Annotated in this window: 22 protein-coding genes and 2 pseudogenes; 14 read left to right on the forward strand and 10 right to left on the reverse strand. The window is 60.9% G+C overall.

Going from position 1 to position 23,435, the window contains the following annotated elements; translation table 11 throughout:
• Positions 1 to 228: 228 nt before the first annotated feature.
• A complete protein-coding gene (locus G9X64_RS29505) occupies positions 229 to 2,124 on the forward strand; it encodes a bifunctional sugar phosphate isomerase/epimerase/4-hydroxyphenylpyruvate dioxygenase family protein (protein WP_171377954.1) in 1,896 nt (631 codons plus the stop codon).
• Between the two features lie 8 nt (positions 2,125 to 2,132).
• On the opposite strand, the gene G9X64_RS29510 is transcribed toward G9X64_RS29505, so the two are convergent.
• On the reverse strand, positions 2,133 to 2,807 hold the full coding sequence (locus G9X64_RS29510; protein ID WP_131605632.1) for a GntR family transcriptional regulator: 675 nt from the start codon (positions 2,805 to 2,807) through the stop codon (positions 2,133 to 2,135).
• A gap of 73 nt (positions 2,808 to 2,880) precedes the next feature.
• The gene (locus tag G9X64_RS29515) at positions 2,881 to 3,549 is read right to left on the reverse strand and encodes a GntR family transcriptional regulator (RefSeq protein WP_168310360.1); all 669 of its coding nucleotides are present in this window, start codon (positions 3,547 to 3,549) and stop codon (positions 2,881 to 2,883) included.
• A gap of 484 nt (positions 3,550 to 4,033) precedes the next feature.
• Here G9X64_RS29515 and G9X64_RS29520 point away from each other — a divergent pair, with 484 nt between their 5' ends.
• The 3 genes from G9X64_RS29520 to G9X64_RS29530 all read left to right on the forward strand — a co-directional run bounded on the left by G9X64_RS29520 (position 4,034) and on the right by G9X64_RS29530 (position 6,281).
• Positions 4,034 to 4,864: an MBL fold metallo-hydrolase gene (locus G9X64_RS29520; RefSeq protein ID WP_168315241.1), complete on the forward strand. Its 831-nt coding sequence runs from the start codon at positions 4,034 to 4,036 to the stop codon at positions 4,862 to 4,864.
• 151 nt (positions 4,865 to 5,015) lie between these two features.
• The gene (locus G9X64_RS29525) at positions 5,016 to 5,390 is read left to right on the forward strand and encodes a GFA family protein (RefSeq protein ID WP_168315240.1); all 375 of its coding nucleotides are present in this window, start codon (positions 5,016 to 5,018) and stop codon (positions 5,388 to 5,390) included.
• Positions 5,391 to 5,414: 24 nt separating this feature from the next.
• Positions 5,415 to 6,281, forward strand: coding sequence for an alpha/beta fold hydrolase (locus G9X64_RS29530; RefSeq protein WP_171377955.1), 867 nt, complete (start codon positions 5,415 to 5,417; stop codon positions 6,279 to 6,281).
• A gap of 119 nt (positions 6,282 to 6,400) precedes the next feature.
• Here the strand turns inward: G9X64_RS29530 and G9X64_RS29535 are convergent, their stop codons facing one another.
• Together G9X64_RS29535 and G9X64_RS29540 are read right to left on the reverse strand one after the other, a co-directional pair.
• The gene (locus G9X64_RS29535; RefSeq protein ID WP_171377956.1) at positions 6,401 to 7,153 is read right to left on the reverse strand and encodes a polysaccharide deacetylase family protein; all 753 of its coding nucleotides are present in this window, start codon (positions 7,151 to 7,153) and stop codon (positions 6,401 to 6,403) included.
• Positions 7,153 to 8,241 (reverse strand): glycosyltransferase family 4 protein, encoded by a 1,089-nt coding sequence (locus G9X64_RS29540; RefSeq protein ID WP_171377957.1) that lies wholly within the window; start codon positions 8,239 to 8,241, stop codon positions 7,153 to 7,155. The genes G9X64_RS29535 and G9X64_RS29540 overlap by 1 nt, the downstream gene beginning before the upstream one ends.
• A 179-nt stretch (positions 8,242 to 8,420) precedes the next feature.
• Between G9X64_RS29540 and G9X64_RS29545 the strand changes: the two genes are divergently transcribed.
• The 3 genes and pseudogenes from G9X64_RS29545 (at position 8,421) to G9X64_RS29555 (ending at position 11,861) form a co-directional block, all read left to right on the forward strand.
• Positions 8,421 to 10,139, forward strand: coding sequence for an adenylate/guanylate cyclase domain-containing protein (locus tag G9X64_RS29545; RefSeq protein WP_171377958.1), 1,719 nt, complete (start codon positions 8,421 to 8,423; stop codon positions 10,137 to 10,139).
• Positions 10,139 to 11,017: an FkbM family methyltransferase gene (locus G9X64_RS29550; protein ID WP_168315235.1), complete on the forward strand. Its 879-nt coding sequence runs from the start codon at positions 10,139 to 10,141 to the stop codon at positions 11,015 to 11,017. The genes G9X64_RS29545 and G9X64_RS29550 overlap by 1 nt, the downstream gene beginning before the upstream one ends.
• 294 nt (positions 11,018 to 11,311) lie before the next feature.
• A pseudogene (locus G9X64_RS29555) lies at positions 11,312 to 11,861 on the forward strand (RES family NAD+ phosphorylase).
• A gap of 42 nt (positions 11,862 to 11,903) precedes the next feature.
• Here G9X64_RS29555 and G9X64_RS29560 read toward each other — a convergent pair.
• Complete coding sequence (locus G9X64_RS29560) at positions 11,904 to 12,809, reverse strand: NAD(P)/FAD-dependent oxidoreductase (RefSeq protein ID WP_171377959.1); 906 nt, start codon at positions 12,807 to 12,809, stop codon at positions 11,904 to 11,906.
• Positions 12,810 to 12,940: 131 nt separating this feature from the next.
• On the opposite strand from G9X64_RS29560, the gene G9X64_RS29565 reads away from it, so the two are divergent.
• Together G9X64_RS29565 and G9X64_RS29570 are read left to right on the forward strand one after the other, a co-directional pair.
• Positions 12,941 to 13,396, forward strand: a complete 456-nt coding sequence (locus tag G9X64_RS29565) for an Rrf2 family transcriptional regulator (RefSeq protein ID WP_168310369.1) — start codon at positions 12,941 to 12,943, stop codon at positions 13,394 to 13,396.
• Positions 13,397 to 13,741: 345 nt separating this feature from the next.
• Positions 13,742 to 15,532, forward strand: a complete 1,791-nt coding sequence (locus G9X64_RS29570) for an ABC transporter ATP-binding protein (protein ID WP_168315233.1) — start codon at positions 13,742 to 13,744, stop codon at positions 15,530 to 15,532.
• Between the two features lie 67 nt (positions 15,533 to 15,599).
• On the opposite strand, the gene G9X64_RS29575 is transcribed toward G9X64_RS29570, so the two are convergent.
• Positions 15,600 to 16,079 carry a class I SAM-dependent methyltransferase gene (locus G9X64_RS29575; protein WP_168315232.1) on the reverse strand — a complete coding sequence of 160 codons (480 nt, stop codon included), beginning with the start codon at positions 16,077 to 16,079 and terminating at the stop codon, positions 15,600 to 15,602.
• A 173-nt stretch (positions 16,080 to 16,252) separates the two neighbouring features.
• On the opposite strand from G9X64_RS29575, the gene G9X64_RS29580 reads away from it, so the two are divergent.
• Positions 16,253 to 17,479, forward strand: coding sequence for a DUF3095 domain-containing protein (locus G9X64_RS29580; RefSeq protein ID WP_168315231.1), 1,227 nt, complete (start codon positions 16,253 to 16,255; stop codon positions 17,477 to 17,479).
• Between the two features lie 58 nt (positions 17,480 to 17,537).
• Here G9X64_RS29580 and G9X64_RS37175 read toward each other — a convergent pair whose 3' ends face one another.
• A complete protein-coding gene (locus G9X64_RS37175; RefSeq protein WP_376766412.1) occupies positions 17,538 to 17,855 on the reverse strand; it encodes an adenine nucleotide alpha hydrolase family protein in 318 nt (105 codons plus the stop codon).
• Here G9X64_RS37175 and G9X64_RS37325 point away from each other — a divergent pair.
• Entirely contained in the window at positions 17,754 to 17,978 is a 225-nt protein-coding gene (locus tag G9X64_RS37325; RefSeq protein ID WP_246271064.1) for a hypothetical protein, read from the forward strand. The two genes, G9X64_RS37175 and G9X64_RS37325, sit on opposite strands and share 102 nt — an antisense overlap.
• Position 17,979: 1 nt before the next feature.
• On the opposite strand, the gene G9X64_RS29590 is transcribed toward G9X64_RS37325, so the two are convergent.
• A complete protein-coding gene (locus tag G9X64_RS29590; protein WP_168315230.1) occupies positions 17,980 to 18,225 on the reverse strand; it encodes a hypothetical protein in 246 nt (81 codons plus the stop codon).
• A gap of 114 nt (positions 18,226 to 18,339) precedes the next feature.
• Between G9X64_RS29590 and G9X64_RS29595 the strand changes: the two genes are divergently transcribed.
• Entirely contained in the window at positions 18,340 to 18,873 is a 534-nt protein-coding gene (locus G9X64_RS29595; protein WP_168315229.1) for a DUF4142 domain-containing protein, read from the forward strand.
• 50 nt (positions 18,874 to 18,923) lie between these two features.
• Entirely contained in the window at positions 18,924 to 19,907 is a 984-nt protein-coding gene (locus tag G9X64_RS29600) for a TIGR03885 family FMN-dependent LLM class oxidoreductase (RefSeq protein ID WP_171377960.1), read from the forward strand.
• Positions 19,908 to 19,978: 71 nt separating this feature from the next.
• Here G9X64_RS29600 and repC read toward each other — a convergent pair.
• Both repC and G9X64_RS29610 read right to left on the reverse strand, forming a co-directional pair.
• A pseudogene (gene repC, locus G9X64_RS29605) lies at positions 19,979 to 20,243 on the reverse strand (replication initiation protein RepC); the annotation flags it as partial.
• Entirely contained in the window at positions 20,244 to 21,581 is a 1,338-nt protein-coding gene (locus G9X64_RS29610; RefSeq protein ID WP_171377961.1) for a nucleotide sugar dehydrogenase, read from the reverse strand.
• Positions 21,582 to 22,056: 475 nt separating this feature from the next.
• Here G9X64_RS29610 and G9X64_RS29615 point away from each other — a divergent pair, with 475 nt between their 5' ends.
• Positions 22,057 to 23,400, forward strand: coding sequence for an adenylate/guanylate cyclase domain-containing protein (locus G9X64_RS29615; RefSeq protein WP_171377962.1), 1,344 nt, complete (start codon positions 22,057 to 22,059; stop codon positions 23,398 to 23,400).
• Positions 23,401 to 23,435 lie beyond the last annotated feature (35 nt).

Raw genomic sequence — 23,435 nt, forward strand, 5'->3', positions numbered from 1 at the left:
GGTCACTCGACCGGACAGCCACCTCACCTTTTGACTGTGAGAGGAATGATTGCCAGAGACGAGCGCTCAAATCAACAGAGTTTTTCAAAATCATATGAGAATTTATAATAAGACACTCTATTTGAATTCCTCACGATATTTGCCATAATAGTAGCGAGCGGTTTTCCGGGACGCATCGTGGCGTTCGGCGCTCGTTTGATCTCGCACGGTTATCGGAAGGGCTTTGACATGAGGACCTCGATTGCGACTGTAACGATCAGCGGCGAACTTCCCGAGAAGCTCGAGGCGATCGCCCGGGCGGGCTTCGACGGCGTCGAGATCTTCGAAAATGACTTCCTCGCCTTCGACGGAAGCCCGGCCGATGTCGGGAAACTCGTCCGCGACCATGGCCTGGAGATCACGCTGTTTCAGCCATTTCGTGATTTCGAGGGCATGCCGGAGCCGCTGCGAAGCCGCACATTTGACCGTGCGGAACGGAAGTTCGACGTGATGCAGCAGCTCGGAACGGATCTGGTGCTCGTCTGTTCCAACGTCTCGCCGGCAGCCATCGGCGGCATCGATCGTGCCGCAGCGGACTTTCATGAACTCGGCGAGCGTGCCGCCCGGCGTGGACTGAGGGTGGGCTATGAGGCGCTTGCCTGGGGCCGCCATATCAGCGACCACCGCGACGCCTGGGAGATCGTCCGTCGCGCCGATCATCCGAATGTCGGTCTTATCCTCGACAGCTTCCACACCTTGTCGCGCAAGATCGACGTCAATTCGATCCGCTCGATTCCCAAAGAGAAAATCTTCATCGTCCAGCTTGCCGATGCCCCGCTGATCGACATGGACCTGCTCTACTGGAGCCGCCATTTCCGAAACATGCCGGGTGAAGGCGACCTTCCCGTCACGGCGTTCACCGAAGCCGTCGCGGCGACAGGTTATGACGGCTATTTTTCCCTGGAGATCTTCAACGACCAGTTCCGAGGCGGTTTGCCGCGGGCGATTGCGGCCGATGGCCATCGCTCCCTGATCTATCTTGGCGATCAGGTGCGACGCAATCTCGGCATCGGCAGCATGACCGGAGCGGCAATGCCGGAAAGGCCCTCCGTAAAAGGAGTCGGCTTCGTCGAGTTTGCCACGGACGAACAGGATGAAGTCGAGTTGGTTGCATTGCTGCGCACCCTCGGATTCAAGAAGACGGCAATCCACCGCACGAAGAAGGTCTCGCTTTTCGAGCAGGGCGAGATACGGATCCTCGTCAATGTCGATCAGGCAGGATTCGCCAATGCGGCCTACGCCGTGCACGGTACTTTTGCATATGCCATGGCCCTGGTCGTCGACGATGCCGCCAAGGCGTATGAGCGCGCGCTTGCCTTGGATGCCGAGCCATTTGCCCAGCCTGTCGCGGAGGGTGAACTTGAACTGCCTGCCATTCGGGGTGTGGGGGGCGGAATCGTCTATCTCATCGACGACAAGAGCGCATTGGGTCGCTTCTCCGAAATCGACTTTCAGCCGGTCACGGACGACACCGACACGCCGTCTGCAGGCCTCTTGCGCATTGATCACGTCGCCCAGACGGTCGGTTACGATGAAATGCTCACCTGGCTTCTATTCTACACGTCCATTTTCGAGACGCGGAAGACCCCGATGGTCGATATCATCGATCCGGCCGGGGTGGTGCGCAGTCAAGTCGTCGAGAACGACACCGGGGCGCTGCGCATTACCATGAACGGCGCCGAGAATCGCCGCACTCTGGCGGGACATTTCATTGCCGAGAAATTCGGGGCCGGCATCCAGCATCTGGCGTTTTTGACCGACGACATCTTCGCGACCGCCGAAAGTCTTCGTGTCTGCGGTTTCAGATCGCTCCACATTTCGCCGAACTACTACGACGACGTCGAAGCACGCTTTGGCCTCGATCCGGCATTGACAGAGCGGCTGAAGGCGGAAAACATCCTCTATGACCGCGACGAGCATGGCGAATATTTCCAGCTCTATAGCGGAACCTATGGGGAGGGTTTCTTTTTCGAGATCGTCGAGCGCCGCGGCTACCGCGGCTACGGCGCCCCGAACGCAATTTTCCGGATCGCCGCTCTGAAAAAACAGATGCGACCGGAGGGAATTCCGAAAGACGCCTTTTGAGCTATGGTTTAGGCAATCCGGCCGCTCTTGAGCACATGTTCGACGCCACTTTGAACGTGCCGCCTGACGACGTCGGTGGCGCCGGCGACGTCGCGCTGAATGGAAAGCTCGAACAAAAGCCTATGGTCATCGACGACGGGCTTTCCGCGAAAACTCTCGGCCAGCATATGGTAGCGGAGAAAGCGGTCGAAGACGGATGACAATGTCGCCATCAGCGTCGCCGAATTGCAGGCCGAGACGATCGCCTGATGGAACTCCCAATCGTATCGGACCCAGTCGACGGTCCTCGAGACGTCGCCGGCAAGGAGCTTGCGTTCCGCGGCAGCCAGCCGGTGATGGGCAGCCACGATGCGCCCTTCCCATTCAAGATTTCCCGCGGCGAAGGCAAGGCCGATCGCGTGCGTTTCTAGAACGATCCTGAGGTCGGCGAGCTCCAGAAGTTCGCGGCGCGAAGCAGGGCTCACTTCAAAGCCACGCTGCCCCTCGGCGACGACGAGGTTTTCCGTGGTCAGGCGGCTCAAAATTTCGCGCAGCGATGAAATACCGATGGAATAGCGCTCCTTTGCCTGCTCCAGCTTGATCTTGGCGCCCGGCGGCAATGTGCCCGATATGATATCCTCGCGGATCTGCCGGAAGACGACATCGCTTACTGTTTCAGCCGGGTCGTGGACTTGCTTGAGCATGGCTTTTCCTGTTTCGCCGAAACACAATTTACGTCGTGAACCTAAAGTTCGAAGAGAAACGTCCGAACCATTTCTATCTCAGCGTCCCTCTCGCCAGCGCATGTTCGACCCCGCCTTGAATATGCAGGACAAGCACCCGCTTGGCGGTCTCCGCGTCCCGTCGCAATGCCGCCTCCAAAAGCTGCTGATGTTCATTGGCCGCGACATCGCCTCGATAGGACAAGGCAACCATCTGATATCTGAGATATCTGTCGAAGATCACCGAATGCGTCTCCATCAGCAATTTCGACCCGCAGGCGGATATCAGGGCTTGATGGAACTCCCAGTCGTAGCGCTTCCAGTCCTCGGCCCTGCTGGTGTCGCCGGTTGCCATCACCTGTTCCATCCGCGCCAATTTGTAATGCGCCGATACCAGCGGAGCTTCCCACTCCACGTCGCCATGGACGAAGGACTGCTCCAGCGCATGTGTTTCCAATAGAAGCCTTAGCGCCGCCGTCTCCTTGAGGTCTGAAACGGACACCGGGGACACTTCGAAACCTTTCTGCCCCTCGGCGAGGACAAGCCCCTCGGAGGAGAGCCGGTTCAGCACTTCCCGAAGCGTGCTGATGCTGGTCTCGTAGGTCACCTTCAGGCTTTCCAGCTTCAACTTTTGTCCGGGAGCCAGCCGACCAAAAATAATGTCGGCCCGAATGCGCCTGTAGCTGCTCTCGGCGATGGTCTCGTTGATAACCGGCTGCAACATGGCGAGTCTCTTATATTTCATGTATCGTCGGATATATCGCTTTCTGGCACTCGCAATCAAGGAACCATTCGCCGAATAGGAAGCACAATTTTCTCATATGATGCCGGTTTCCCCAGAGAACCGGGCGAGCGTCACCCGCCACATGGCGTTTCGGCAGGGCCCTTCGGCGCGGCTTTCGTGTTGCTATTAAGGCTGGATTTTCGGCTCAACATGGTGGCAATTGTTTTTTCAATCGCGCGCAACCATCTAATACGCATGACTTACGGGAAAATGTCCCCTGCCCTCAGCAGCCTGTTTACCGAAAACCAACCATACCGGGTTGCTTTCCGAACCGAAAGCCGATTGCTTAGGAAAATCTACTTCTTCTTCCGCTAGCGGTTAGGAGAATGAAAGGGGGTACAGGCAAACCCGTGGAATTCTGCTGCTTCGCATCGGGATAAACTATGACTACGATGGGGATGCGGGAAGGCCGGTTTGAAGAACGATGACGACAGAACTATTTCAGGTAAAATTTTGGGGCGTCCGCGGCAGCATTCCCGTGTCGGGCCCCGAGTTCGATCGCTACGGCGGTAACACTTCCTGCATCGAAATTCGCTGCGGAAAACATCGGATGATCTTCGACGCCGGTTCCGGCCTGCGCGAGGCCGGGCTGTCGATGCTCGCCGACGGCGTCAGCGACGTCGACCTGTTCTTCAGCCACTGCCATTACGACCACATCATCGGCCTGCCCTTCTTTAAGGCGATCTATTACCCCTCGATCAACGTCAACATCTGGTCCGGCCACCTCGATGGCAAGATGAGCACGCGGGAAATGGTCGATCAGTTCATCAGCCCGCCCTGGTTTCCCGTCAAGACCGACATCTGTCAGGCGACGATGAACTTCCGCGATTTCCATGCCGGTCAGGTGCTGACTCCCCACGAAGGCATTGCGATCAAGACCTTCATGCTGAACCATCCGGGCGGCGCCATCGGCTACCGCATCGAATGGCAGGGCCGTTCGATCGCTCTCGTCTATGACATCGAGCATATCCCCGGCAGCTATGATCCGGTCTCGCTGGAGATGATGCAGGACGCCGATCTCGTCGTCTACGACTGCACCTACAATGAAGACGAGATGCAGCGTTTCAAGGGCTTCGGCCATTCGACCTGGCAGCATGGCACCGAGCTTGCGAAAATGGCGGGCAGCAAGCGCTTCGCGCTGTTCCACCACGCCCCCTCCCGCACGGACGAACAGCTGGCGGAGATGGAAACGCAGGCGCAAGCCGCCTTCCCCGAATCCTTCGCCGCCCGCGACAATCAGATCGTGGTGATCTAGCAGGCCGCCCAAGGCCGCCTTCATCTTGCCAGTCCGAACCTTTTCGGCGGAGCCCTTCCGTCGAACTGGCATGCCCGCGAAATCTCGACGGAACAGATGCTGGGCCGGACCGTTTTCCCGGCAACGCAAAATCAACCAACAGGCATCCGTCATGACCGTGCTTTCCGGAAAGTGTCTCTGCGGGCAGGTGAGTATTTCTGTCCGGGGCGAACCCTTGCGCGTTGGAATCTGTCATTGCACGGACTGCAGGCAAGAAAGCGGTTCGGCCTTTACCTTTTATGGGATCTGGCCCGCGGGCCAATTCGAACATTCAGGGGAAACCGGCGCGTTCCAAGGTCGGCATTTCTGCACCGGTTGCGGCTCGCGGCTGTTTTCCGCCGATGACCGGGAGGCGGAAATCAAGCTTGGTATCCTCTCCGAGGCGCCGACACCTCTGGTGCCGAGCTACGAACTCTGGGTCAAACGCCGCGAACCGTGGCTGCGACCGGTGGAAGGCGCCAAGCAGTATGACGAAGACCGAAAGTGAAGAACGGTTCCGAGGAGTTTTCCGATGGCCACTCTCGTCCGACATCGCTGGATGACGGTTGCAGGCGTCGAGACTTTTTACCGCGAGGCCGGCCGGGAAGATGCGCCGGTCTTGTTGCTGCCGCACGGATATCCCTGCTCGTCCTATGAATTTCGCAATCTCATGCCGCGCCTTGCCGACCGTTGGCGCCTGATCGCACCGGATTTCCCGGGTGCGGGCTACAGCGGCACGCCTGATGATTTCGACTACAGCTTCGATGGATACGCCGCCTGGCTGGAGGCCTTCGTCAGTGCGATGAATGTCGACCGGTTCGTCCTCTACCTCCACGACTTCGGCTCGCCGATCGGTGCCCGGCTGGCGATCAGAGGCCCTCGGCGCATTGCGGGGCTGATCATACAGAATGGCGATATCCCCTATGAAGATGCCCTTGGACCGAAATATGCCGATATCGAGGCGACGTGGACGCTTCCGAGATCGGAGATGAGGAGGGTGCTGGCGGAGGCGATCAGCGAGGAGACTTTCAAGGAGGAGTTCCTCAACGATCTGCCGCCTGCTTTGGCCGATACCATCCCGCCCGATCTCTGGAAGCTGCATTGGTCGCTGATCACGCCGCGGCGCAAGGAAATCGCCATAGACCTGATCGCCGGACTGAAGGAGAACCGGGCCTGGTTTCAGGAACACCGCAAATACCTCAGCGAATACCGGCCGCCGACCTTGATCGTCTGGGGTCCGAACGACCACTACATGCCGGAAAAGTCGGCGCGGGCCTATCTGCGCGATCTCCCGGATGCCGAACTGCATCTGCTCGGCGGCGGCCACTGGCTGCTCGAGACGCATCTCGATGAGGTCGTCGCGCTCATACGCAAGTTCCTCGGGCGAGTGCACGCGTGACCGCCGCTTTTAGCGACCGTTCCAGTGCATAACCCCGTCGGAATCGATTTCGGAAAGGATTATGCGTGGATTCAAAGTGATAGAGCGTCCTTGGCGCGTCTGAAAAGACGCGCAGCGCTCTATGTCTCGAGGAGCGCTGACGCCGGCGACCAGCGGACGGCGGGATGCCGGCCGGTCGTCGCGAACAGGGCCGACAGGAAATCCCATGCGGCCGTATCATGCACCAGATGGTGGGTGAGCACACCGATAGGCTCGTCGCTGCCGGCAAACCGGTCGCGAAGCTCCGCCACCAGCTCGGCCACAAGGTCCGCCTCGCTTCGTCCGCCGCGCGTGCCATGCCAGTCGATGATGTCGACATGGGTGTTGAGGAGCGGCATCGGGCCGTGCTGCCTTGCCCGGCCGTAGACCGAAAGGGCTGCAAATCCGAGACCGGGCAGCGCCGGGATGAGGGCCGCGTCGATCCGGTTCCACGGCGGCACCAGTACCGGCAGGAAGCGGGCCGGATGCAGCCGCTGCAGCAGCCGGAATCCTTCACCCAACTCGCCGAGCACGACATCTGCCGGCCGGTCGCCGCCGAGTTCCTGCTTCTTTCTCTCCGGCCCCGCATGGTTCGCATGAGACCAGCCATGCACCGCGACAGCGACGGCTGGTTCCTCCACCAGGCGCGCGGCCAATGCCTCGCCGGTCAGGCCCGGAATGACGGCGAGCGTCAGCGGAACCTGGCTTTGACCGGCGAGCGCCATCAACGTCTCCAGCGCCGGCGTCGGTTCGACGGCGTCGTCATCGCGCAGCCAGAACCGCGCCACGCGGCCGGCGGCCTGCCAGCGGTCAAGCTCGCGGCGCAGGGGGTCCCAGACTATGCCGTCGGTCATCACGTCACTCCTGTTGCCGCGCTGTCGCGCAAAATTCCGTTCAATAACTGCGCCGCCGTCGCAAGCGAGCGTTGCCCGAGCACGAAGCGCCGCGCCGCCTGCCCCATGGCGTCACGTCTTTGCCTGTCGTCAAGCAGGCCAGCCACGGCCGCGGCATAAGCGGCGACATCGCCATCCGGCGTCAGCAGGCCGGTCACGCCAGCCTCGACCACCGCTGGCACGCCTGCCGTTTGCTGCGCGACGACAGGCAGGCCGGCGGCCTGGGCTTCCAGGTAGGCAAGACCATAGGCCTCGCCGCAGCCGGGCCAGACATAGAGGCCGCCGCGTCCAAGCAGTTCGGCGATCTCGACGGCAGTCCGCTCGCCCAGCCATTCGATCCGGCCAGGAACGTCGGCAAACAGCGCCTGCACCTCCTGGCGCATCGGACCATCGCCGATGACGGCCAGCGTCCAGGGCCGGTCTTCGATCAGCCGCAACGCTTTTGCAAGCATCGCATAACTGTCCATCTTGTCGCCGGCCCTCATCATCGCGACCGTCATCAGCCGGCGCGGATCGGGCGCCGGCGACACCTTCTCGAACAGGGCCGTGTCGATGAAGGGTTTCAGCCCGGCAAGGCGCGCCTGCGGAAAGGCGGCGGCAAGCCCGGCCTGGTCACGCTCGGTGAAGCTGATATTGACCGCCGCCCGCATGATCGCCTCGCCCACCAGCTTCTGTGATGCTGCCCAGCCGGTTCGATCGCGTTTTGCCGCATAAGAGGCTTCGGCGGTGACGTAGGGAATAGCGAATTCGGCTGATATCGCCGGCCCGAGGGGATCGGGCGATTTATAATAGGGGTGATAGCAGAACCAGAGTTCCGGTCGCGGCCCGGATTTCCATCTCAGCCGCAACCGCTCCAGTTCGGCGCCGATTACAGGTTCGAGCGCGGCTGCCGCCTCCGGTGTCGAGACATGGGTGCGGAATTCGGAGGCGACGTCGACCTGATGTCCGCCGAGCTCCAGCGCCCGGATCAACAGCCGCGCCATCAGTCGGTCGCCCGACGGCACCGGATGGTTCGGCGATTTCATCGGCGCGTAGAAAGCCACCCGCATTGGGACACCTCAGGTAAGACACACTGTTTACAACTTTCGCGCCTGTCGGGAAAATTCCGCTATTGTCCCTTTGCCGAAAACTTGCGCATAAGCATATGGAATGTGATCGCCATCGAAGCAATTCCGCCTCTTTCCCAATCTCTATGGGCCTGCGGTTACATCGACAAGAACGGGAATGAATGACGACGGTCTCGGCCACAGGGATTTTTTCGGAGCGTACGATCAGAAGGGCGAGGCTCGGTTCCGGCCTCGTCATTTTCATCTTCGTCGTGCTGCATTTGTCGAACCATGCGATTGGCCTGATTTCCGTCGCCGCCGCCGATAAGGCCGCCCACCTCTTTCTGGCGATCTGGCGTAATCCCCTCGGTACCGCCATCTTCTATTCGTCGGTGCTCATCCATATCGCGCTGGTGCTGCGCGCCATCTATATGCGCCGCAGCCTGGTCATGCCGAAGGGGGAAATGGCGCAGATCGTGCTCGGCCTGATGATCCCGTTGCTTCTCCTTGATCATGTCATCGGCACGCGGATCGCCCACGAGTTCTATGGCTATATCGACGACTACGAGACGGTCGTCGGTTCGCTGTGGATCAGGTCTCCGGCGAGCGGCGCGCGGCAGGCGCTCGCCGTCGTCGCCGTCTGGATCCATGGCTGCATCGGCATCCATTTCTGGCTGCGCTACCGCCCTTGGTACCCGGACTTCGCACCGCTGATGCTGGCGCTCGCCATCCTCGTGCCGGTGCTCTCGCTGCTCGGCTTCGTCGAAATGGGCAGGACGCTCGCCGACCCTTCCTACCAGCAGTCAATGACGCTCAGCGCATACAAGGAGGGCGTCAACACCCGTTACGCCTCGAACCCGGAAGTTCACCGTCAGGTCGCCATGATCCGCGCCGGGCTCTACGGCGCCTTCTCGGCCTCGCTGCTCATCGTCGTGGGCGCCCGCGCCCGGCGCAAGCTGAAGGAGCGGCTTGACCAGGTCGCCGTGAATTATCCGGGCGGCGAGGTGATCCGTGTGCCGCGCGGCTTCTCGGTGCTGGAGGCAAGCCGGCTCGGCGGCCTGCCGCATTATGCCGTCTGCGGCGGCAAGGGCCAGTGCTCCACCTGCCGCGTGCAGATCCTTGGCGATTACGAAAGCCTGCCTGCCCCCGACAAGATGGAACAGACGACACTGAGGCGCATCAATGCCGGCCCGGATGTCCGGCTCGCCTGCCAGCTTCGCCCGAACGGCAACGTTGCCGTCGCGCCGCTTCTCGTGCCGGCGATCGAGGCGGCCCTTCCCGCCAACAGTCAGGAGACGAGTCCCGGGCGGGAGCGCGAGATCGCCGTGCTCTTCGTCGATATCCGCCATTTCACCACGCTGACGGAAACCCGCCTGCCCTTCGACGTCGTCTTCCTGCTGAACCGCTATTTCGCCATCATCGGCAAGGCGGTGGAGCAGTCGGGCGGTCGGCTCGACAAGTTCATCGGCGACGGCGCCATGGCGCTCTTCGGGCTCAACACCGCGCCGGAGGAAGCCTGCCGCCAGGCGCTCAACGCGGCAGCAGCGATCGTCGCCGAGATCGAGAAACTCGCCGCCGAGCTGGCCGACGAACTGGCGCTGCCGCTGCGCATCGCGATCGGCATTCACACCGGCCCGGCCGTCGTCGGCACGATGGGATATGGGCGGGTGCGCAGCATGACGGCGATCGGCGACACCGTGAATGTTGCGAGCCGGTTGGAAAGTGCTGCCAAGGAGTTCGAGGCGGCGATCGTCATCTCCGAACCGGTCGCGAACCTTTCGGGTGCTAACCTCGCCGGCATCGAAAGCCGTGAAATCAGTGTGCGCGGCCGGGCCCTGCCCTTGAAAGTCTACGTCATCCCGAGAGAGAAAGCGGCCGAACCGCTCGAAGGAAAAACCTGATGCCCGGCAAGCCCTGGCTGACCGCCAAATACTGGAGCCGCCGGCTGCGCAAGGCACGCAATGCGGCCGCTTCGCGCTTCTTCGACACCCGCTTCGGCCGCCGCCTGCTGATCGAGAATATCGGCCCGCGCGTCGTCTCGATGACGGTCGACGCCGGCGATCACCTGATGACCTTCTCGCCCGCCGACTATATCGGCCGCAAGGTCTTCCGAAAGGGCCATTTCGAGCGCGAGGCCGTCGACCGGCTGATCGTCATCCTGCGCGAGCGCGGCCTTTTGCGAAAAGACGCGACGCTGCTCGAGATCGGCGGCAATATCGGCACCCAGACCGTCTATTTCGCCCTCAGCGACACCTACATCAAGATCGTCAGCATCGAGCCCGATCCACGCAATTTCCCGCTGCTTCAACTTAACATCCGCCAGAACCGGCTGGAGGAGAAGGTCCGGCTCGTCAATTGTGCCGCCGGCGAGCACGAAGGCGAGATCGACTTTTTCCTCAACCTCAACAATCACGGCAAGAGCAGCGCCATCCGCCAGAGCCCGAGCGACAGGAAGATCAGCGTGCCGGTAAAGCCGGTCTCCGAGATCCTTGCCGGACTTTCGGTCGACCCGGCCGCAATCGGCCTCGTCTGGATGGATATCGAGGGCTACGAGCCAGTCGCATGCCGGTCGATGCAGCCGCTGCTTGCCCGCCGCGTGCCGCTCTACATGGAATTCACGCCGCTGTTCTACGGCCCGGAAGGAACGAAAGCCTTCATATCCATGCTGTCCGGCTTCTACGAGGACTGCCTCGTTCTCTTCGAGGACCGCGAGGTGGAGATGAAGGTTCGCGATCTGCCGGGCGATTTCGATCAGTACAACGTGCTGTTCCTACCTTGAAGTGGATCGCAATCTTTCAGAGTCACATGCCGCGCTTTAGGTCATCGATTTTGCGCATTTCATAATCGCGAAGTCCCAGTACACTTTTGCGCGACCCGCCCTAGGTTTTTGATCGCGAAATGCACGCGATATTTGGTCGCCAGGCGTTCCACGCAAACTTGCTCAAAGGGTACCCGGCCAGCCATCCGTAACGCCGTTGGCGGTTGCTTCGAGTTTCGGCCACTTCATGACCGACGCGACCATATTTTGATCAGCAGCGGTGGTCTCGCCCCGGCGTCAATAGTGAGGGCCCTTATGGCCGTCGAGGCGAAACCGAATCCGCGCATTCGATTTGAGGTGGGCGATCTTGGAAAGGTGCCCGCGAACCGTCGCGTTTCGGGCACCGGCGCTAGTTATGTAATGGCCCCATTTGTCCATTGCTCAACGGGGCGGCCGGGACGCTTCACTGACGGAAGCTATGGTATCTACTACGCAGGCGACAGTGAAGAAGTCGCTGTCGCCGAAACCATACATCATCATCAGAAGTTCATGAGCTCAATGCCTCAGCGTCCAGGTGGACATCGGACTTTCGTGTCCTGGTAGGCAGCGTGGACGGAGGACTAGACGACGTCAACGCGGTGCCTGGCGCCCTGCATCCGGACGATTACACCGCTTCCCAGATTGCGGGACGCGAACTTCGTGCAGCTCGTGGAATAGCGTTCGAATGCCCGGTCAACGTTGTATCGGCATTTTCTGGCCGGACGCCATAACCATTCCGGTCCAAGGGCGGCATTACTGCTATCACTGGAACGGCAAGCGGGTGGATTTCGTGCGTCAGTACGACACCGGGGAGTACTGGCGGTAATATAGCCAGTGGCTTTCATCCGCTTGACGTGCTGTTTCCGCCTTATGCGACAGACTGCATGACAAGCGATTGATGGCAGTGCACGCCGGCGAGAACGCCCGAGGCGGAGGCCAGCGTGGCACTGTGCATGGCGCTAACCGCATCGCCGGCGGCAAAGACACCCCTGACGGTGGTTTCCTTGTTATCGGCGATCCGGATGATTGGCCCGAACGGGCCGTCGTCGAAGGCGCAGCCGAGCTGTTGGGCAACCGGGCTCGCCATCGTCGTTTTCGGCGCGACGAACACGGCATCGAGCGGCACGACGCGGCCATCGGCGAGGCGAACGGCCTCAAGCTTCAAATTGTCGCCCAACAATTCCACGATAGGGCTGCGTTCGATCCGGACATCACGAGCCGTCAACTTCACCAATTGCTCTTCATCGGGCTCGAACAGCGCTTGGGTGAAAAAGGTCGTTTCGCCCCAGTCCGGGATCATCATGGCCGAATGTGCCGAATGCGGATGGTTCGCGAGAACGCCGAGCTTGCCGCCGCCGACCTCGAAACCGTGGCAATAGGGGCAGTGCAGCGCGGAGCGGCCCCATCGCTCCTTGAGGCCGGGGATTTCGGGCAGCGTGTCGCTGACGCCGGTTGCGAGCACGATGCGCGCGGCTCGTTCCTCGCCGCCGTCTTCGGTGCCGATAGTGAAGGCGTCACCATCGCTTTGCGCCCGGACGACTTTCCCCTCGCGGATGGTGATGGTCGGATAAAGCGAAAGCTGCCGTTTTCCCTCCCGCATGATCGCCGCCGGCGTCTGGCCGTCCTGGCCCAAGAAGCCATGCGAGGCTTCAGAAAAACGATTGCGCGGCGCGCCGGCATCGACGAGCAGAACCCGCCGCCGCGCCCGGACCAGCTGCATGGCTGCCGACAAGCCGGCGAAGTTTCCGCCGATGATGATGGCTTCGAACGACATGGAATTCTCCTCGGATATTGAACTCATGAATCAACATAAGTTACATGATCCGGCGCCGTCAAGCCTCATGTTACTTGTCTTGTTACGATCAGCTTGCGATAATGACCCGCCCGATCGACAGGAAGAGAACCATGCGCAATGACAGCCGCCTTTCACGCATGCTGCACGTGCTGATCCACATGGATAAGCACCAGCATTCGGCGACCTCCGACATGATCGCGAAAATGCTGAACACCAATCCCGTTGTCGTCCGCCGCACCATGGCCGGCCTTCGCGAACAGGGCTACGTCCGCTCCGAAAAAGGCCATGGCGGCGGCTGGACGCTGGTGCGTCCCTTGTCCGACATCACCCTGCTCGACGTCTATAACGCCATCGGCGAACCGCATCTCTTCGCCATAGGCCCGGCCGACGACCAGCCGCAATGCCTGGTGGAACAGGCGGTGAATGTCGCCCTCGGCGACGCGATGAAGGAGGCCCAGGCCCTGCTCCTCCAGCGGCTGGGCGGCGTGACGCTGGACAAGATCGCGGCCGACTTCGAGGCGAAACTGGCCACGCGCCCAGCCCCATCCTATTCCTGCGCCTCCTGAGCGGTCGCAAGCTCACAAGGTGTGTCGTTTCCGCATCACTGTCCGTAAGGTTGCAAATATCCGCTTGGCAATGGCGAATTGCTTCGGTACAAAAAGCTTACCGCTTTAGTTCGAACATAAGGGAGGCGTTGCATGACACCAGCGATCATCGAAACCTTCCCGTGCGGAATGTCCCGACACTAGGTCATTTCCATTCGCGGCCCGCCTTAAGCGCGCCCGACATGCGGTTTTCCCTTAATTCATAGCCCGATTGATCCGGCGGGATCATTTCGTCTCCCGCTTGGGCTGTGCCATCCAACTCTCTATTTTGAGGACCGGTCGCCGACACGGCGCCGAGCGATTAAAATGACTCGCAAGAAGCTCGATTTCCGCGCCGATGCCTATCGCCATGTGCTCGGCTTTGTTTTCCATCATTGGCGCCATCGGCCTGTCTTGGTGGGCATCATCATCGTGCTGGTCATTGCCAGCACCCTGGCCGAAGTCATGGTGCCGGTGTTTTCCGGCCGGATCGTCGATGCCATTGCCGGCGGCAATGCGGCTGACAGGGCGCTGCGCGCCTTCGTCGTCGTCGTGGCACTGGGCCTGACCAGCGTGGCGCTGCGCTGGTTCATCTTCAACGGCATCATCCGGCTGACGCTGCGCACCATGGCGGATGTGACGAATAACGGTTTCCACAAGGTGCAGCGGTTCTCGACCGACTGGCACGCCAACAGCTTCGCCGGTTCGACGGTGCGCAAGATCACCCGCGGCATGTGGGCGCTCGACCAGCTCAACGACCTGCTGCTGATCGCCCTGCTGCCGTCCATCGTCATGCTGGTGGGCGCCAGCATCGTGCTCGGCAGCTACTGGCCGATCATGGGCCTGATCGTTGCCGCGGGCTCGCTCATCTATATCGGCGTGACGGTGGCGCTTTCCATGGGCTTCGTGTCGCCGGCGGCACGGCTTGCCAATGCCTGGGACACCAAACTTGGCGGCGCACTGGCGGATGCCATCAGCTGCAATTCGGTGGTCAAGGCCTTCGGCGCCGAAGGCCGCGAAGAGGTGCGCCTGCGCCACGTGATGGCGAAATGGGACAGCCGCACGCGGCGGACGTGGAAGCGCGGCACCTTGAGCGGCACGATCCAGGGTTTCCTGATGGTTTCGATGCAGGCAGGTATTCTGGGAACGGGCCTGGTCATGTGGCGGCAGGGGCTGGCGACGCCTGGCGACATCACCTTCGTGCTGGCCATGTTCTTCGTCCTGCAAGGCTATCTGCGCAATGTCGGCCAGGACATCCGCAATCTGCAGCGTGCCGTCAACGACATGGAGGAACTGGTGCTGCTCGACAAGATGCCGCTCGGCATCGAGGACAAGCCGAACGCCACGCCGATCGAGATTGGCGAGGGCGAGATCGTCTTCGATCGCATCACCTTCCAGTATGGCGCGCATCCCAACCCGCTTTATGAGGATTTCTCGGTCACCATCAAGCCGGGTGAGCGCGTGGGCCTGGTCGGGCATTCGGGCTCGGGCAAGACGACCTTCGTCAAGCTCATCCAACGCCTCTATGACGTCAATTCGGGCGAAATCCGCATCGACGGACAGGATATCGCGGCGGTCAAGCAATCCAGCCTGCGCGGCCAGATCGCCATCGTGCAACAGGAGCCTATCCTGTTCCACCGCACGCTGGCGGAAAACATCGCCTATAGTCGGCCGAACGCCTCGCGGCGCGAGATCGTGCAGGCTGCGAAACAGGCGAGCGCCCACGACTTCATCATGGACCTTCCCAAGGGCTATGAGACGATGGTGGGGGAACGCGGCGTCAAGCTCTCGGGCGGCGAGCGGCAGCGTGTCGCCATTGCCCGGGCCTTCCTGGCCGATGCGCCGGTGCTGATCCTGGACGAGGCGACATCGAGCCTCGACAGCGAGAGCGAGGTGCAGATCCAGCAGGCCATGGAACGCCTGATGAACGGCCGCACGACGCTGGTGATCGCCCACCGGCTGTCCACGGTGCGGGCGCTGGACCGGCTGCTGGTCTTCGACAAGGGAAAGATCGTCGAGGAAGGCGATCACCAGGCACTGATCAGGCTCAATAACGGTATCTATCGCCGACTGTTCGAACGGCAGGCGCTGGAACTGACCAAGGGTCTGGTGGCGTGACCGAAACACGACAGCGCCGCGCGTCTTTTCGAGAGCCACGGCGCTGTCGCACTTTCAATTGCTGATGCTACGTCCTGCGATACAGGAAATAGCGGCCTTCCTTGATGCCGTCTGGCAGCGGCAGCGCCATCAGCTCGGGATGCTGCAGGGGTAGCCCGCTGACGGCGATGCCGTCATGGGCGAGCACGCCGGCCATCAGCTGCGGCAGCCAGGTCAGCGTCACCGCGTCGATCTCGTCATGGCCGGTGCCGATATCGGCATGGGCAAGGGCCGCGCCGATGCCGACGAAGGCCTGGCCGGACTCGCGGATATTGCCGGTCACCATGTCTTCCGCCGCTGGTGTCGAGGCCGAATAGGAACGGACTTCCCAGTCGAAAGCGACGATGCGCCTGCCGGGAAAGTTCTCGCGCAGGTGATCGTAGGTGCGGCCGTTGCCGAGGCCGAACTCCAGCACCGGGCCTGGCGTTTCCCCCACCAGATCGATGATCGAGTTCAAGATGTCGCGTTGGGCCGTCAACCGGCGAATGAAGCTGTCGAGGCGGCTCATCTAATCTATATCCGTCATGAAATCGTCGGCGGTCCTGGAGCAATTCCAGCAAAAGCGCGAGGGCGGTTTTGCGTCCGGAATTGCGTAAAAACAAAAAGATAGAGCATTTCCGGGGGTCCGAAAAAGCACGAAATGCTCTAACACATGAAACCTTGCCAAGTCGATCGCCGTAAATGGGAATTGGCGTTGCAGTGGCGACATGGGTCTGTGCTAAGCTGGACGATATGAAAACCGTGACCGACGAAGATTTCTTTGCCGAAGTGCCGCTCTTCAGCGAATTCGAGGGCGTGACCGACGCCGCCAACTACCGGCCCCTGCCGGACGGATGGGTGCTGGCGCTGGCCGACATCGTCGGCTCGACGCCGGCGATCGCCGCCGGCCGTTACAAGGACGTCAACATGGCGGGCGCCAGCGTCATTTCGGCGGTGTTGAATTCCGTCGGCAAGGGCGACTATCCCTTCGTCTTCGGCGGCGACGGTGCGCTGATCGCGCTTCCGGGATCGTTGGAAAAGGCAGCGCGCGACGCCCTTGCCGCCGTGCAGGTCTGGGTCGAGGAGGATCTGGGCCTGACGCTGCGCATCGCCATCGTGCCGGTCGCCGACACCCGTGCCGAGGGCCTCGACGTTCGCGTCGCGCGTTACTCCGCAAGCCCTTATGTCACCTATGCGATGTTCTGGGGCGGCGGTACCAGCTGGGCCGAAAGACAGATGAAACTCGGCCGGTACGGTATCGATCGCGCGGCCCCGGGAACGCGCCCGGATCTCACCGGCCTTTCCTGCCGCTGGAGCCCGATCGACGCCAGGCACGGCGAGATCGTCTCGATCATCGCGATTCCCGGCGAGGGCCGGCCGGGGCAGGAATTCCGCGACCTCGTCAACGGCATCGTCGCCATTACCACCGAGCAGAGCCGGGACAGCCATCCCGTGCCGGCGGATGGTCCGAACCTTGCCTTTTCGCTGCACGGCATCAACCGCGAAGCCAAGGCCACCGCGCCGGCTGGCCGGCGATTGCGGCAGAAGCTCATCATCTTCCTGCAGCTCGCCATCACGGTCGTGTGCTACAAGCTCGGCATTCCGCTCGGCCGCTTCGACGCCCGCCGCTACAAGCGCGACGTCGCCGGCAATTCCGATTTCCGCAAGTTCGATGACGGGCTGAAGATGACGATCGACGTCGACGCCGAACATCTGAAACGGATCGAGACGCTGCTGGAAGCGGCACGCGCCAAGGGCATTGCCCGCTATGGCCTGCATCGACAGGCCTCGGCACTGATGACCTGCTTCGTGCCGACGCCAATCTCGCGCGATCACATGCATTTCATCGACGGCGCGGCCGGCGGTTATGCGGTGGCCGCAAGCCGGATGACCGGCAAGGTGCTCGCGACAGTGCCCCATCAAACGTGATCGTCCGAAGAAAAATAAACCCGTCGCTTTGACGGCGACGGGCTGATCTCGCTCTGGTTCAAGCAAAGACTTTATCGGGAACGGCAGCGACCGGTCCGGGTGGTTTCCTTGTCGCCGTCATCGCTGGCTGTATATCGACCGTGACGACACGATCCGGGCCAATGACGTCTAGCGACTTTTGCGCGTCGGTCTCGTCGGCCTGGACACCATACGGCAGTCGAACTGCAATGAACTGCGCATCGTATCCATCCGCTCGAACTTCCGAGACTGCGGCTTGCGCGAGAAGACCGGCGACAAGCGCGTCTACGCCACCGCTTATCCCAAGAACGAAAGTTCGGCAGGAAGCCTGGCGCAGATAACGCCCCAGGAAATCGATCCCGCGCCGAACCTCAAGCGCCGCATCGAAATCGGCAGTGACCCCGAGGTGTCCGAGATATTGACAGCTGGTCTTGGTCCATTTGCGATCCGTAGCCTGTTTTATCGTTATCTGCCGAGGTAACTCAGGAGAGCAGAGGCTGCTCTTTCTTCCAGTCCCGGTAAGGGGTCAGCATTTGCCCAGGAAAGCGCCGTTCGATCTCTTCTTCCACGAGCGTAATCCGTGAAAGGGTTTCCTCCCTATCCCTGATGTCGTCCTCGCTATGCTTTTCCAGCGAGTTCATGGCAGCAAAAACCTCATCGCTCGTCATCCCCTCAAGCCGGGTCGCGAAATCCGAAACGTCCTCATTCAAAATGTCATTGGCTACCATTACTGCTCTCCCTGCTTGCGCTGAAAAACATAGGGATATGAAATTTGTTCCTTCTCTCGGAACTCGATTGCGTTGCGAAAGTTTATGGGGCGATCGACAACAGGAGTATCCTGCATGAAAAAAACCCTCATTCTGGCATCTATCCTTATGGCAACCGCCGGATCCGCTACCTTCGCCCAGTCCACAGCCGAGAAAACCGGCGTCAACTCCGTGATGGGTGTCGCACCGAAGACCGAAGATTTCGTCCTCGAGGCAGCCAGCAGCGACATGTTCGAGATTGAATCCAGCAAGCTCGCCCTGGAACGGTCGGACGACAAGACCAAGCCATTTGCACAGCAGATGCTGACCGATCACCAGAAGACGTCGGACGAGTTGAAGGCTATGGTCACATCCGGAAAGGTGAAGGGGACGATCCCCGCCGCCATGTCCTCTTCTCATCAGGGAATGCTGGACGATCTGAAGAAACTTCAGGGCGATGACTTCACCAAGCAGTATCATTCTGACCAGGAAGACGTGCATGAGGACGCGGTCGATCTGTTCAAGCGTTACGGCGACGAGGGTGAAAATGCCGAGCTGAAGGCTTGGGCGGCAAAAACCCGGCCGGCTTTGGAGCATCATCTTCAGATGGCAACGGACCTGAACAAGTAATCGTGTACCTGCCCGCGCTAGCATGGCGGGGGCTTTTTCTTGGTCAAGCTATGCTGATCGGCTACCACGCTTCGCACGAGCAATTCTCTCCTAGCCAGCTCCTGGAGTACGTTCAGGCAGCGGAAGGGGCCGGATTTCAGGCTGTGATGACCTCGGATCACCTTGCGCCGTGGAGCGCGAGGCAGGGGAATTCCGGGAATAACTGGGCCTGGCTCGGCGCAGCCATGGTGAAAACAACAGTCCCGTTCGGGAGCCTCGCCATACCGGGAAGCTGGCGCTATCATCCGGTGGTGCTGGCTCACCTGATCGCAACCCTGTCCGAAATGTTCCCGGATCGCTTGCGGTGGATCGCCATGGGCAGTGGCGAAGCGTTGAATGAGACGGCCGTCGGCCGCGGATGGCCAGAGAAGGCGGAACGAAACCTCAGGACAGAGGCTGGCGCCGAGATGATCAGACGCCTGCTAACGGGAGACGTTTTGAACTGCGATCAACCGGATTTAAGAGCGCAGGACGCGAGGCTTTGGACCCTCCCCGAAAAACCTCCAGCGCTGTTTGGAGCAGCTTTGACCTTAGAGACCGCTCGCTGGCTCGGCACATGGGCTGACGGGCTGCTGACTGTCCGAAAGCCGCGGGAGGAACTGAAGCCGCTGGTGGAAGCATTTCGCGCTGGAGGCGGCGAGGACAAGCCTCTGGCACTTCAGCTCCAGGTATCATGGGCGCGGACGGTGGACGAAGCTCGACACGCCGCTTGGGATCAATGGCGGAACGCCACGGTGCAACCGGACCTGCTTGCTGAACTCAGGACGCCTAAGGAGTTCGACGAGGCGACCCGGAACGTAAAACCAGGTGACATTGACGACGTAATTCCCTTGGTAACCGAAGGTCGCCACCTCCTCGACCTCATCATTGAATGCGCGGGCTGCGGATTTGACGAGGTCTACGTGCACAGTGTCGGTCGAGACCAGAATGGCTTCATCAACTTCATGCGAGATGAGGTCTTGCCCAAAACCGCACTGTTCCATCAGCGCTCATAAACGGAAAGTTGCCAGCCGGAAACTCTCATAGTTTCTGTCAGATGATCCTTTTTTTCAGACATATAACTGTATCAAGCACCGGTGGTGGCGGCTCCACCCTTTGCCCTTAGCTGCGTAAAAAGCATCGGCCCTAGCGAAAACTCCCCTCGCCGCGGCTTCGCTGTCAAGTCCCGAAGGTAGCCGCCAGCCGAATTGATGTGGCCCGCCCGTTCGTGAATGCAGGCGATTGCAATCGCCGCCCCGACTTGCCCGAGGTCTTCACAGGTCCTCCTCGTAGGCCGATGGGCTGACGCCCAACATTTGCCGGATGGTCACAGCAGCCGCTAGGCGTTTCCGTCATGCCTTGATGACGTGATCGGCCGAAAGGCCGAGCCGGTTGAAGACGTTGCGCGTGTCGATGATCAGTGAGGCATTTTTTGCGAGCGCCGCATAATCCACCCTGTCGTGATCGGTCGCGACCAGCACAGCATCGTAGCTGGCAATGGCGTCCGAGGTCAGCGTCAGCGACTTGCGGCCTTTCAGCACTTGGTATTCGCGCGTCGGCGGAATCTCGGCGACGAAGGGATCATGGTAATCTGCGTGTCCGCCACGCTCCTCGATGATCTCGATCAGCCGCAGCGACGGGCTCTCGCGGATATCGGCGACGTTCTTCTTATAGGCAAGCCCGAGCACCAGCACTTTGCTGCGGCTCAGCGCCTTGCCGGCGCGGATGTCGAGTGCTTCGGCAAGCTTGCCGACGACATAACGCGGCATTGCCGAATTGATCTCGCCGGCGAGCTCGATGAAACGGGTCGGCAGCTCGTATTCGCGTGATTTCCAGGTGAGGTAGAAGGGATCGATCGGGATGCAATGACCGCCAAGGCCGGGGCCGGGATAGAAGGGCATGTAGCCGAACGGCTTGGTCTTGGCCGCGTCGATCACTTCCCAGACGTCTATGCCCATCGCCGCATAGACGGTCTTCAGCTCGTTGACGAGGGCGATATTGACCGAGCGGAAGATGTTTTCGGTGAGCTTCACGGCCTCGGCCGTCGCATTCGAAGAGACCGGAACGACCGATGATACCGCCGCACCATAGAAGGCCTTCATCAGCGCCAGCGCCTCGGGCCCGTCGCCGGCGACGACCTTGGGAATCGTGGCTGTATGATAATGCTGGTTGCCGGGATCCTCGCGCTCCGGCGAAAAGCCGACGAAGAAGTCCGAGCCGGATTTCAGCCCGGTGCCTTCGAGAATGACCTTCACCACATCGTCGGTCGTGCCGGGATAGGTGGTCGATTCCAGCACGACGAGCTGACCGGGGCGCAGATGCGCGGCGATCGAGCGCGACGTCGCCTCGACGAAGGAAAGGTCGGGATCGCGATGTTTGGTGAGCGGCGTCGGCACGCAGATGATGACGACGTCGCACTCGGCAAGGCCGGCAAAATCGGTCGTCGCCTTGAAGCGGCCGGCATCGATCTCGGCCGACAGCGCCTCGTCGCTCACCGCGTCGATATAGGAGCGGCGGGCATCGAGCGCCACCATCTTGCCCGGGTCGATGTCGAAGCCGGTGACCGCAAAGCCGCTGCGCCCCACCGCCATCGCCAGCGGCAGCCCAACATAGCCGAGGCCGATGATGCCGGCGCGAGCCGTGCGGGTTTCGATCTTCTGCAAAAGCGTATCGAAGGAGGAGCTGGCCAAGGCGGGATCTTTCAAACGGGGAAGAGAAGGCTGATCTAATGCATGATCCAGGCAAATTAAACCCGGGCGCCGATCTTCCTCTTACGCTGGCGGTGCTGCTGTCCTGTTCGCGCCGATGGCTGCCCCTCATCAGCCGATCTCCTAACAAGGACAACACCCTTAGCCGGGTGTGGCGGAAATGACTCAGGCCCGGCCGTTTGCTGCAACTTCAGCGCACAAAAAAATACAGATCCCATTGTTTCGCATTTGCAGCATCCCTATTTGAATTTTGATATTGAACCACCGCGAAAGGACTACCCATCCGATCCCGCTATGGGGAGCTGAGGGGCGCCGCTGCCGGGCTTTCGGCAGATCGTTGACACAATAATACCGCTCGTACATCCTGATTTCCTTGTGACCTGCGCATGAAAAATGTGCCGGCCGGGGGACTTGTGGCTCTTGGGGATGGCGTGCCTTTATGAGGATCATACCGAGAATGAGCACGATCGAATCCAGCGTGTCCTCCATCCTGTTGGACCGGGTCGCTGAATGGCTGACGAACTCTTCGCTGGCCGGAGACGAGCTTGAAAACATCGTGCGCGGTTTCTGCGAAAGGCTCACTGCCGCGGGCCTGCCGCTTGCGCGCGTGCATCTTTCCTTTTCGATGCTGCATCCGCTCTATGATGCGCTCAGCTTCACCTGGCGGCGCGCCAGCGGCGTCACCATCGAGGGCTTCCGCATGCCCGCCGGGCAGAAGCCGGACCGCTTCCTGCAGAGCCCTTATTATTACCTGCTCGACAACAATCTACAGCACATACGCCGCCGGCTGGTGCAGGATGGGCCGAACGAGTTCCCGATTTTCGAGGACCTGCGCAAGGACAGCATCACCGACTATCTCGCCTTCGTGCAGCCCTTCGGCGACGGCTCGGTGCAGGGCATGATGGGCTCCTGGTCGACCGACCATCACACCGGCTTTTCCGACGACATGATCGACGCGCTGCTCAGGATGCAGAACCATCTGGCGGTCGCCGCCAAGATGGCGGTGCTCGGCAAACTCGCCAACAACATGCTGACCACCTATCTCGGCGGCGACGCCGGCAAGCGGGTGTTGAACGGCCAGATCCGCCGAGGCGACGGTGAAACGATCCGCGCGGCCCTCGTCATGGGCGACATGCGCGAATCCACCGTCTATGCCGAAAAGGAAGGCCGGCAGGCCTATATCGACACGCTGAACCAGTTCTTCGACGCGATCGCCGCCCCGTTCAACCGCAATGGCGGCGAGATCCTGAGTTTCCTCGGCGACGGCTTTCTCGCCGTCTATCCTTGCGGACGCCACAAGGACCCATCGAAAATTGCCTGCGAGGCGGCGCTTTCGGCCGTCCATCAGGCGCAGGCACGGGTCGCCGAACTCAACAGGGACCGCGAGCAGAAGGGCCTGACCAGGGTCGGCTACGGCATCGGCCTGCATGTCGGCAACGTCATGTTCGGCAATGTCGGCCTCAAGGACCGCCTGACCTTCTCCGCCTTCGGCTCGGCCGTCAACGAGGTCCAACGCCTGCAGATCCTGACCAAGAAATACGGCCGCGAGGTCGTCGCCAGCCAGGCCTTCGCCGGCTATTGCGGCGGCGAGTGGACGACACTCGGCGAGGAGAAGCTGCGCGGCATCCGCCAGAAGGTGACGGTGCTGCAGCCACGCGCGCCAGCGCCGGCCATCAACGTCGAGGAGAGCTTCCGCGAGGCCGTGCAAAACGGACTTTCAGAAGCCGAGCAGGTCATTCTCCTGCATCGCGACGCCAAGAAACATGTCGAGCGCACCAGCATGGAGAAGTTCATCCAGTAACAACCTGCAACCCCTGTCATAATCTGCGCGTCTCG

The organism is Rhizobium sophorae, assembly GCF_013087515.1.
Lineage (GTDB): Bacteria > Pseudomonadota > Alphaproteobacteria > Rhizobiales > Rhizobiaceae > Rhizobium > Rhizobium sophorae.

Excerpts from the sequence above, each read along its gene's own strand:
- G9X64_RS29505 (WP_171377954.1), top strand. The coding sequence starts at position 229 with ATGAGGACCTCGATTGCGACTGTAACGATCAGCGGCGAACTTCCCGAG.
- G9X64_RS29510 (WP_131605632.1), bottom strand. The coding sequence starts at position 2,807 with ATGCTCAAGCAAGTCCACGACCCGGCTGAAACAGTAAGCGATGTCGTC.
- G9X64_RS29515 (WP_168310360.1), bottom strand. The coding sequence starts at position 3,549 with ATGTTGCAGCCGGTTATCAACGAGACCATCGCCGAGAGCAGCTACAGG.
- G9X64_RS29520 (WP_168315241.1), top strand. The coding sequence starts at position 4,034 with ATGACGACAGAACTATTTCAGGTAAAATTTTGGGGCGTCCGCGGCAGC.
- G9X64_RS29525 (WP_168315240.1), top strand. The coding sequence starts at position 5,016 with ATGACCGTGCTTTCCGGAAAGTGTCTCTGCGGGCAGGTGAGTATTTCT.
- G9X64_RS29530 (WP_171377955.1), top strand. The coding sequence starts at position 5,415 with ATGGCCACTCTCGTCCGACATCGCTGGATGACGGTTGCAGGCGTCGAG.
- G9X64_RS29535 (WP_171377956.1), bottom strand. The coding sequence starts at position 7,153 with ATGACCGACGGCATAGTCTGGGACCCCCTGCGCCGCGAGCTTGACCGC.
- G9X64_RS29540 (WP_171377957.1), bottom strand. The coding sequence starts at position 8,241 with ATGCGGGTGGCTTTCTACGCGCCGATGAAATCGCCGAACCATCCGGTG.
- G9X64_RS29545 (WP_171377958.1), top strand. The coding sequence starts at position 8,421 with ATGACGACGGTCTCGGCCACAGGGATTTTTTCGGAGCGTACGATCAGA.
- G9X64_RS29550 (WP_168315235.1), top strand. The coding sequence starts at position 10,139 with ATGCCCGGCAAGCCCTGGCTGACCGCCAAATACTGGAGCCGCCGGCTG.
- G9X64_RS29560 (WP_171377959.1), bottom strand. The coding sequence starts at position 12,809 with ATGTCGTTCGAAGCCATCATCATCGGCGGAAACTTCGCCGGCTTGTCG.
- G9X64_RS29565 (WP_168310369.1), top strand. The coding sequence starts at position 12,941 with ATGCGCAATGACAGCCGCCTTTCACGCATGCTGCACGTGCTGATCCAC.
- G9X64_RS29570 (WP_168315233.1), top strand. The coding sequence starts at position 13,742 with ATGACTCGCAAGAAGCTCGATTTCCGCGCCGATGCCTATCGCCATGTG.
- G9X64_RS29575 (WP_168315232.1), bottom strand. The coding sequence starts at position 16,079 with ATGAGCCGCCTCGACAGCTTCATTCGCCGGTTGACGGCCCAACGCGAC.
- G9X64_RS29580 (WP_168315231.1), top strand. The coding sequence starts at position 16,253 with ATGGGAATTGGCGTTGCAGTGGCGACATGGGTCTGTGCTAAGCTGGAC.
- G9X64_RS29590 (WP_168315230.1), bottom strand. The coding sequence starts at position 18,225 with ATGGTAGCCAATGACATTTTGAATGAGGACGTTTCGGATTTCGCGACC.
- G9X64_RS29595 (WP_168315229.1), top strand. The coding sequence starts at position 18,340 with ATGAAAAAAACCCTCATTCTGGCATCTATCCTTATGGCAACCGCCGGA.
- G9X64_RS29600 (WP_171377960.1), top strand. The coding sequence starts at position 18,924 with ATGCTGATCGGCTACCACGCTTCGCACGAGCAATTCTCTCCTAGCCAG.
- G9X64_RS29615 (WP_171377962.1), top strand. The coding sequence starts at position 22,057 with ATGAGCACGATCGAATCCAGCGTGTCCTCCATCCTGTTGGACCGGGTC.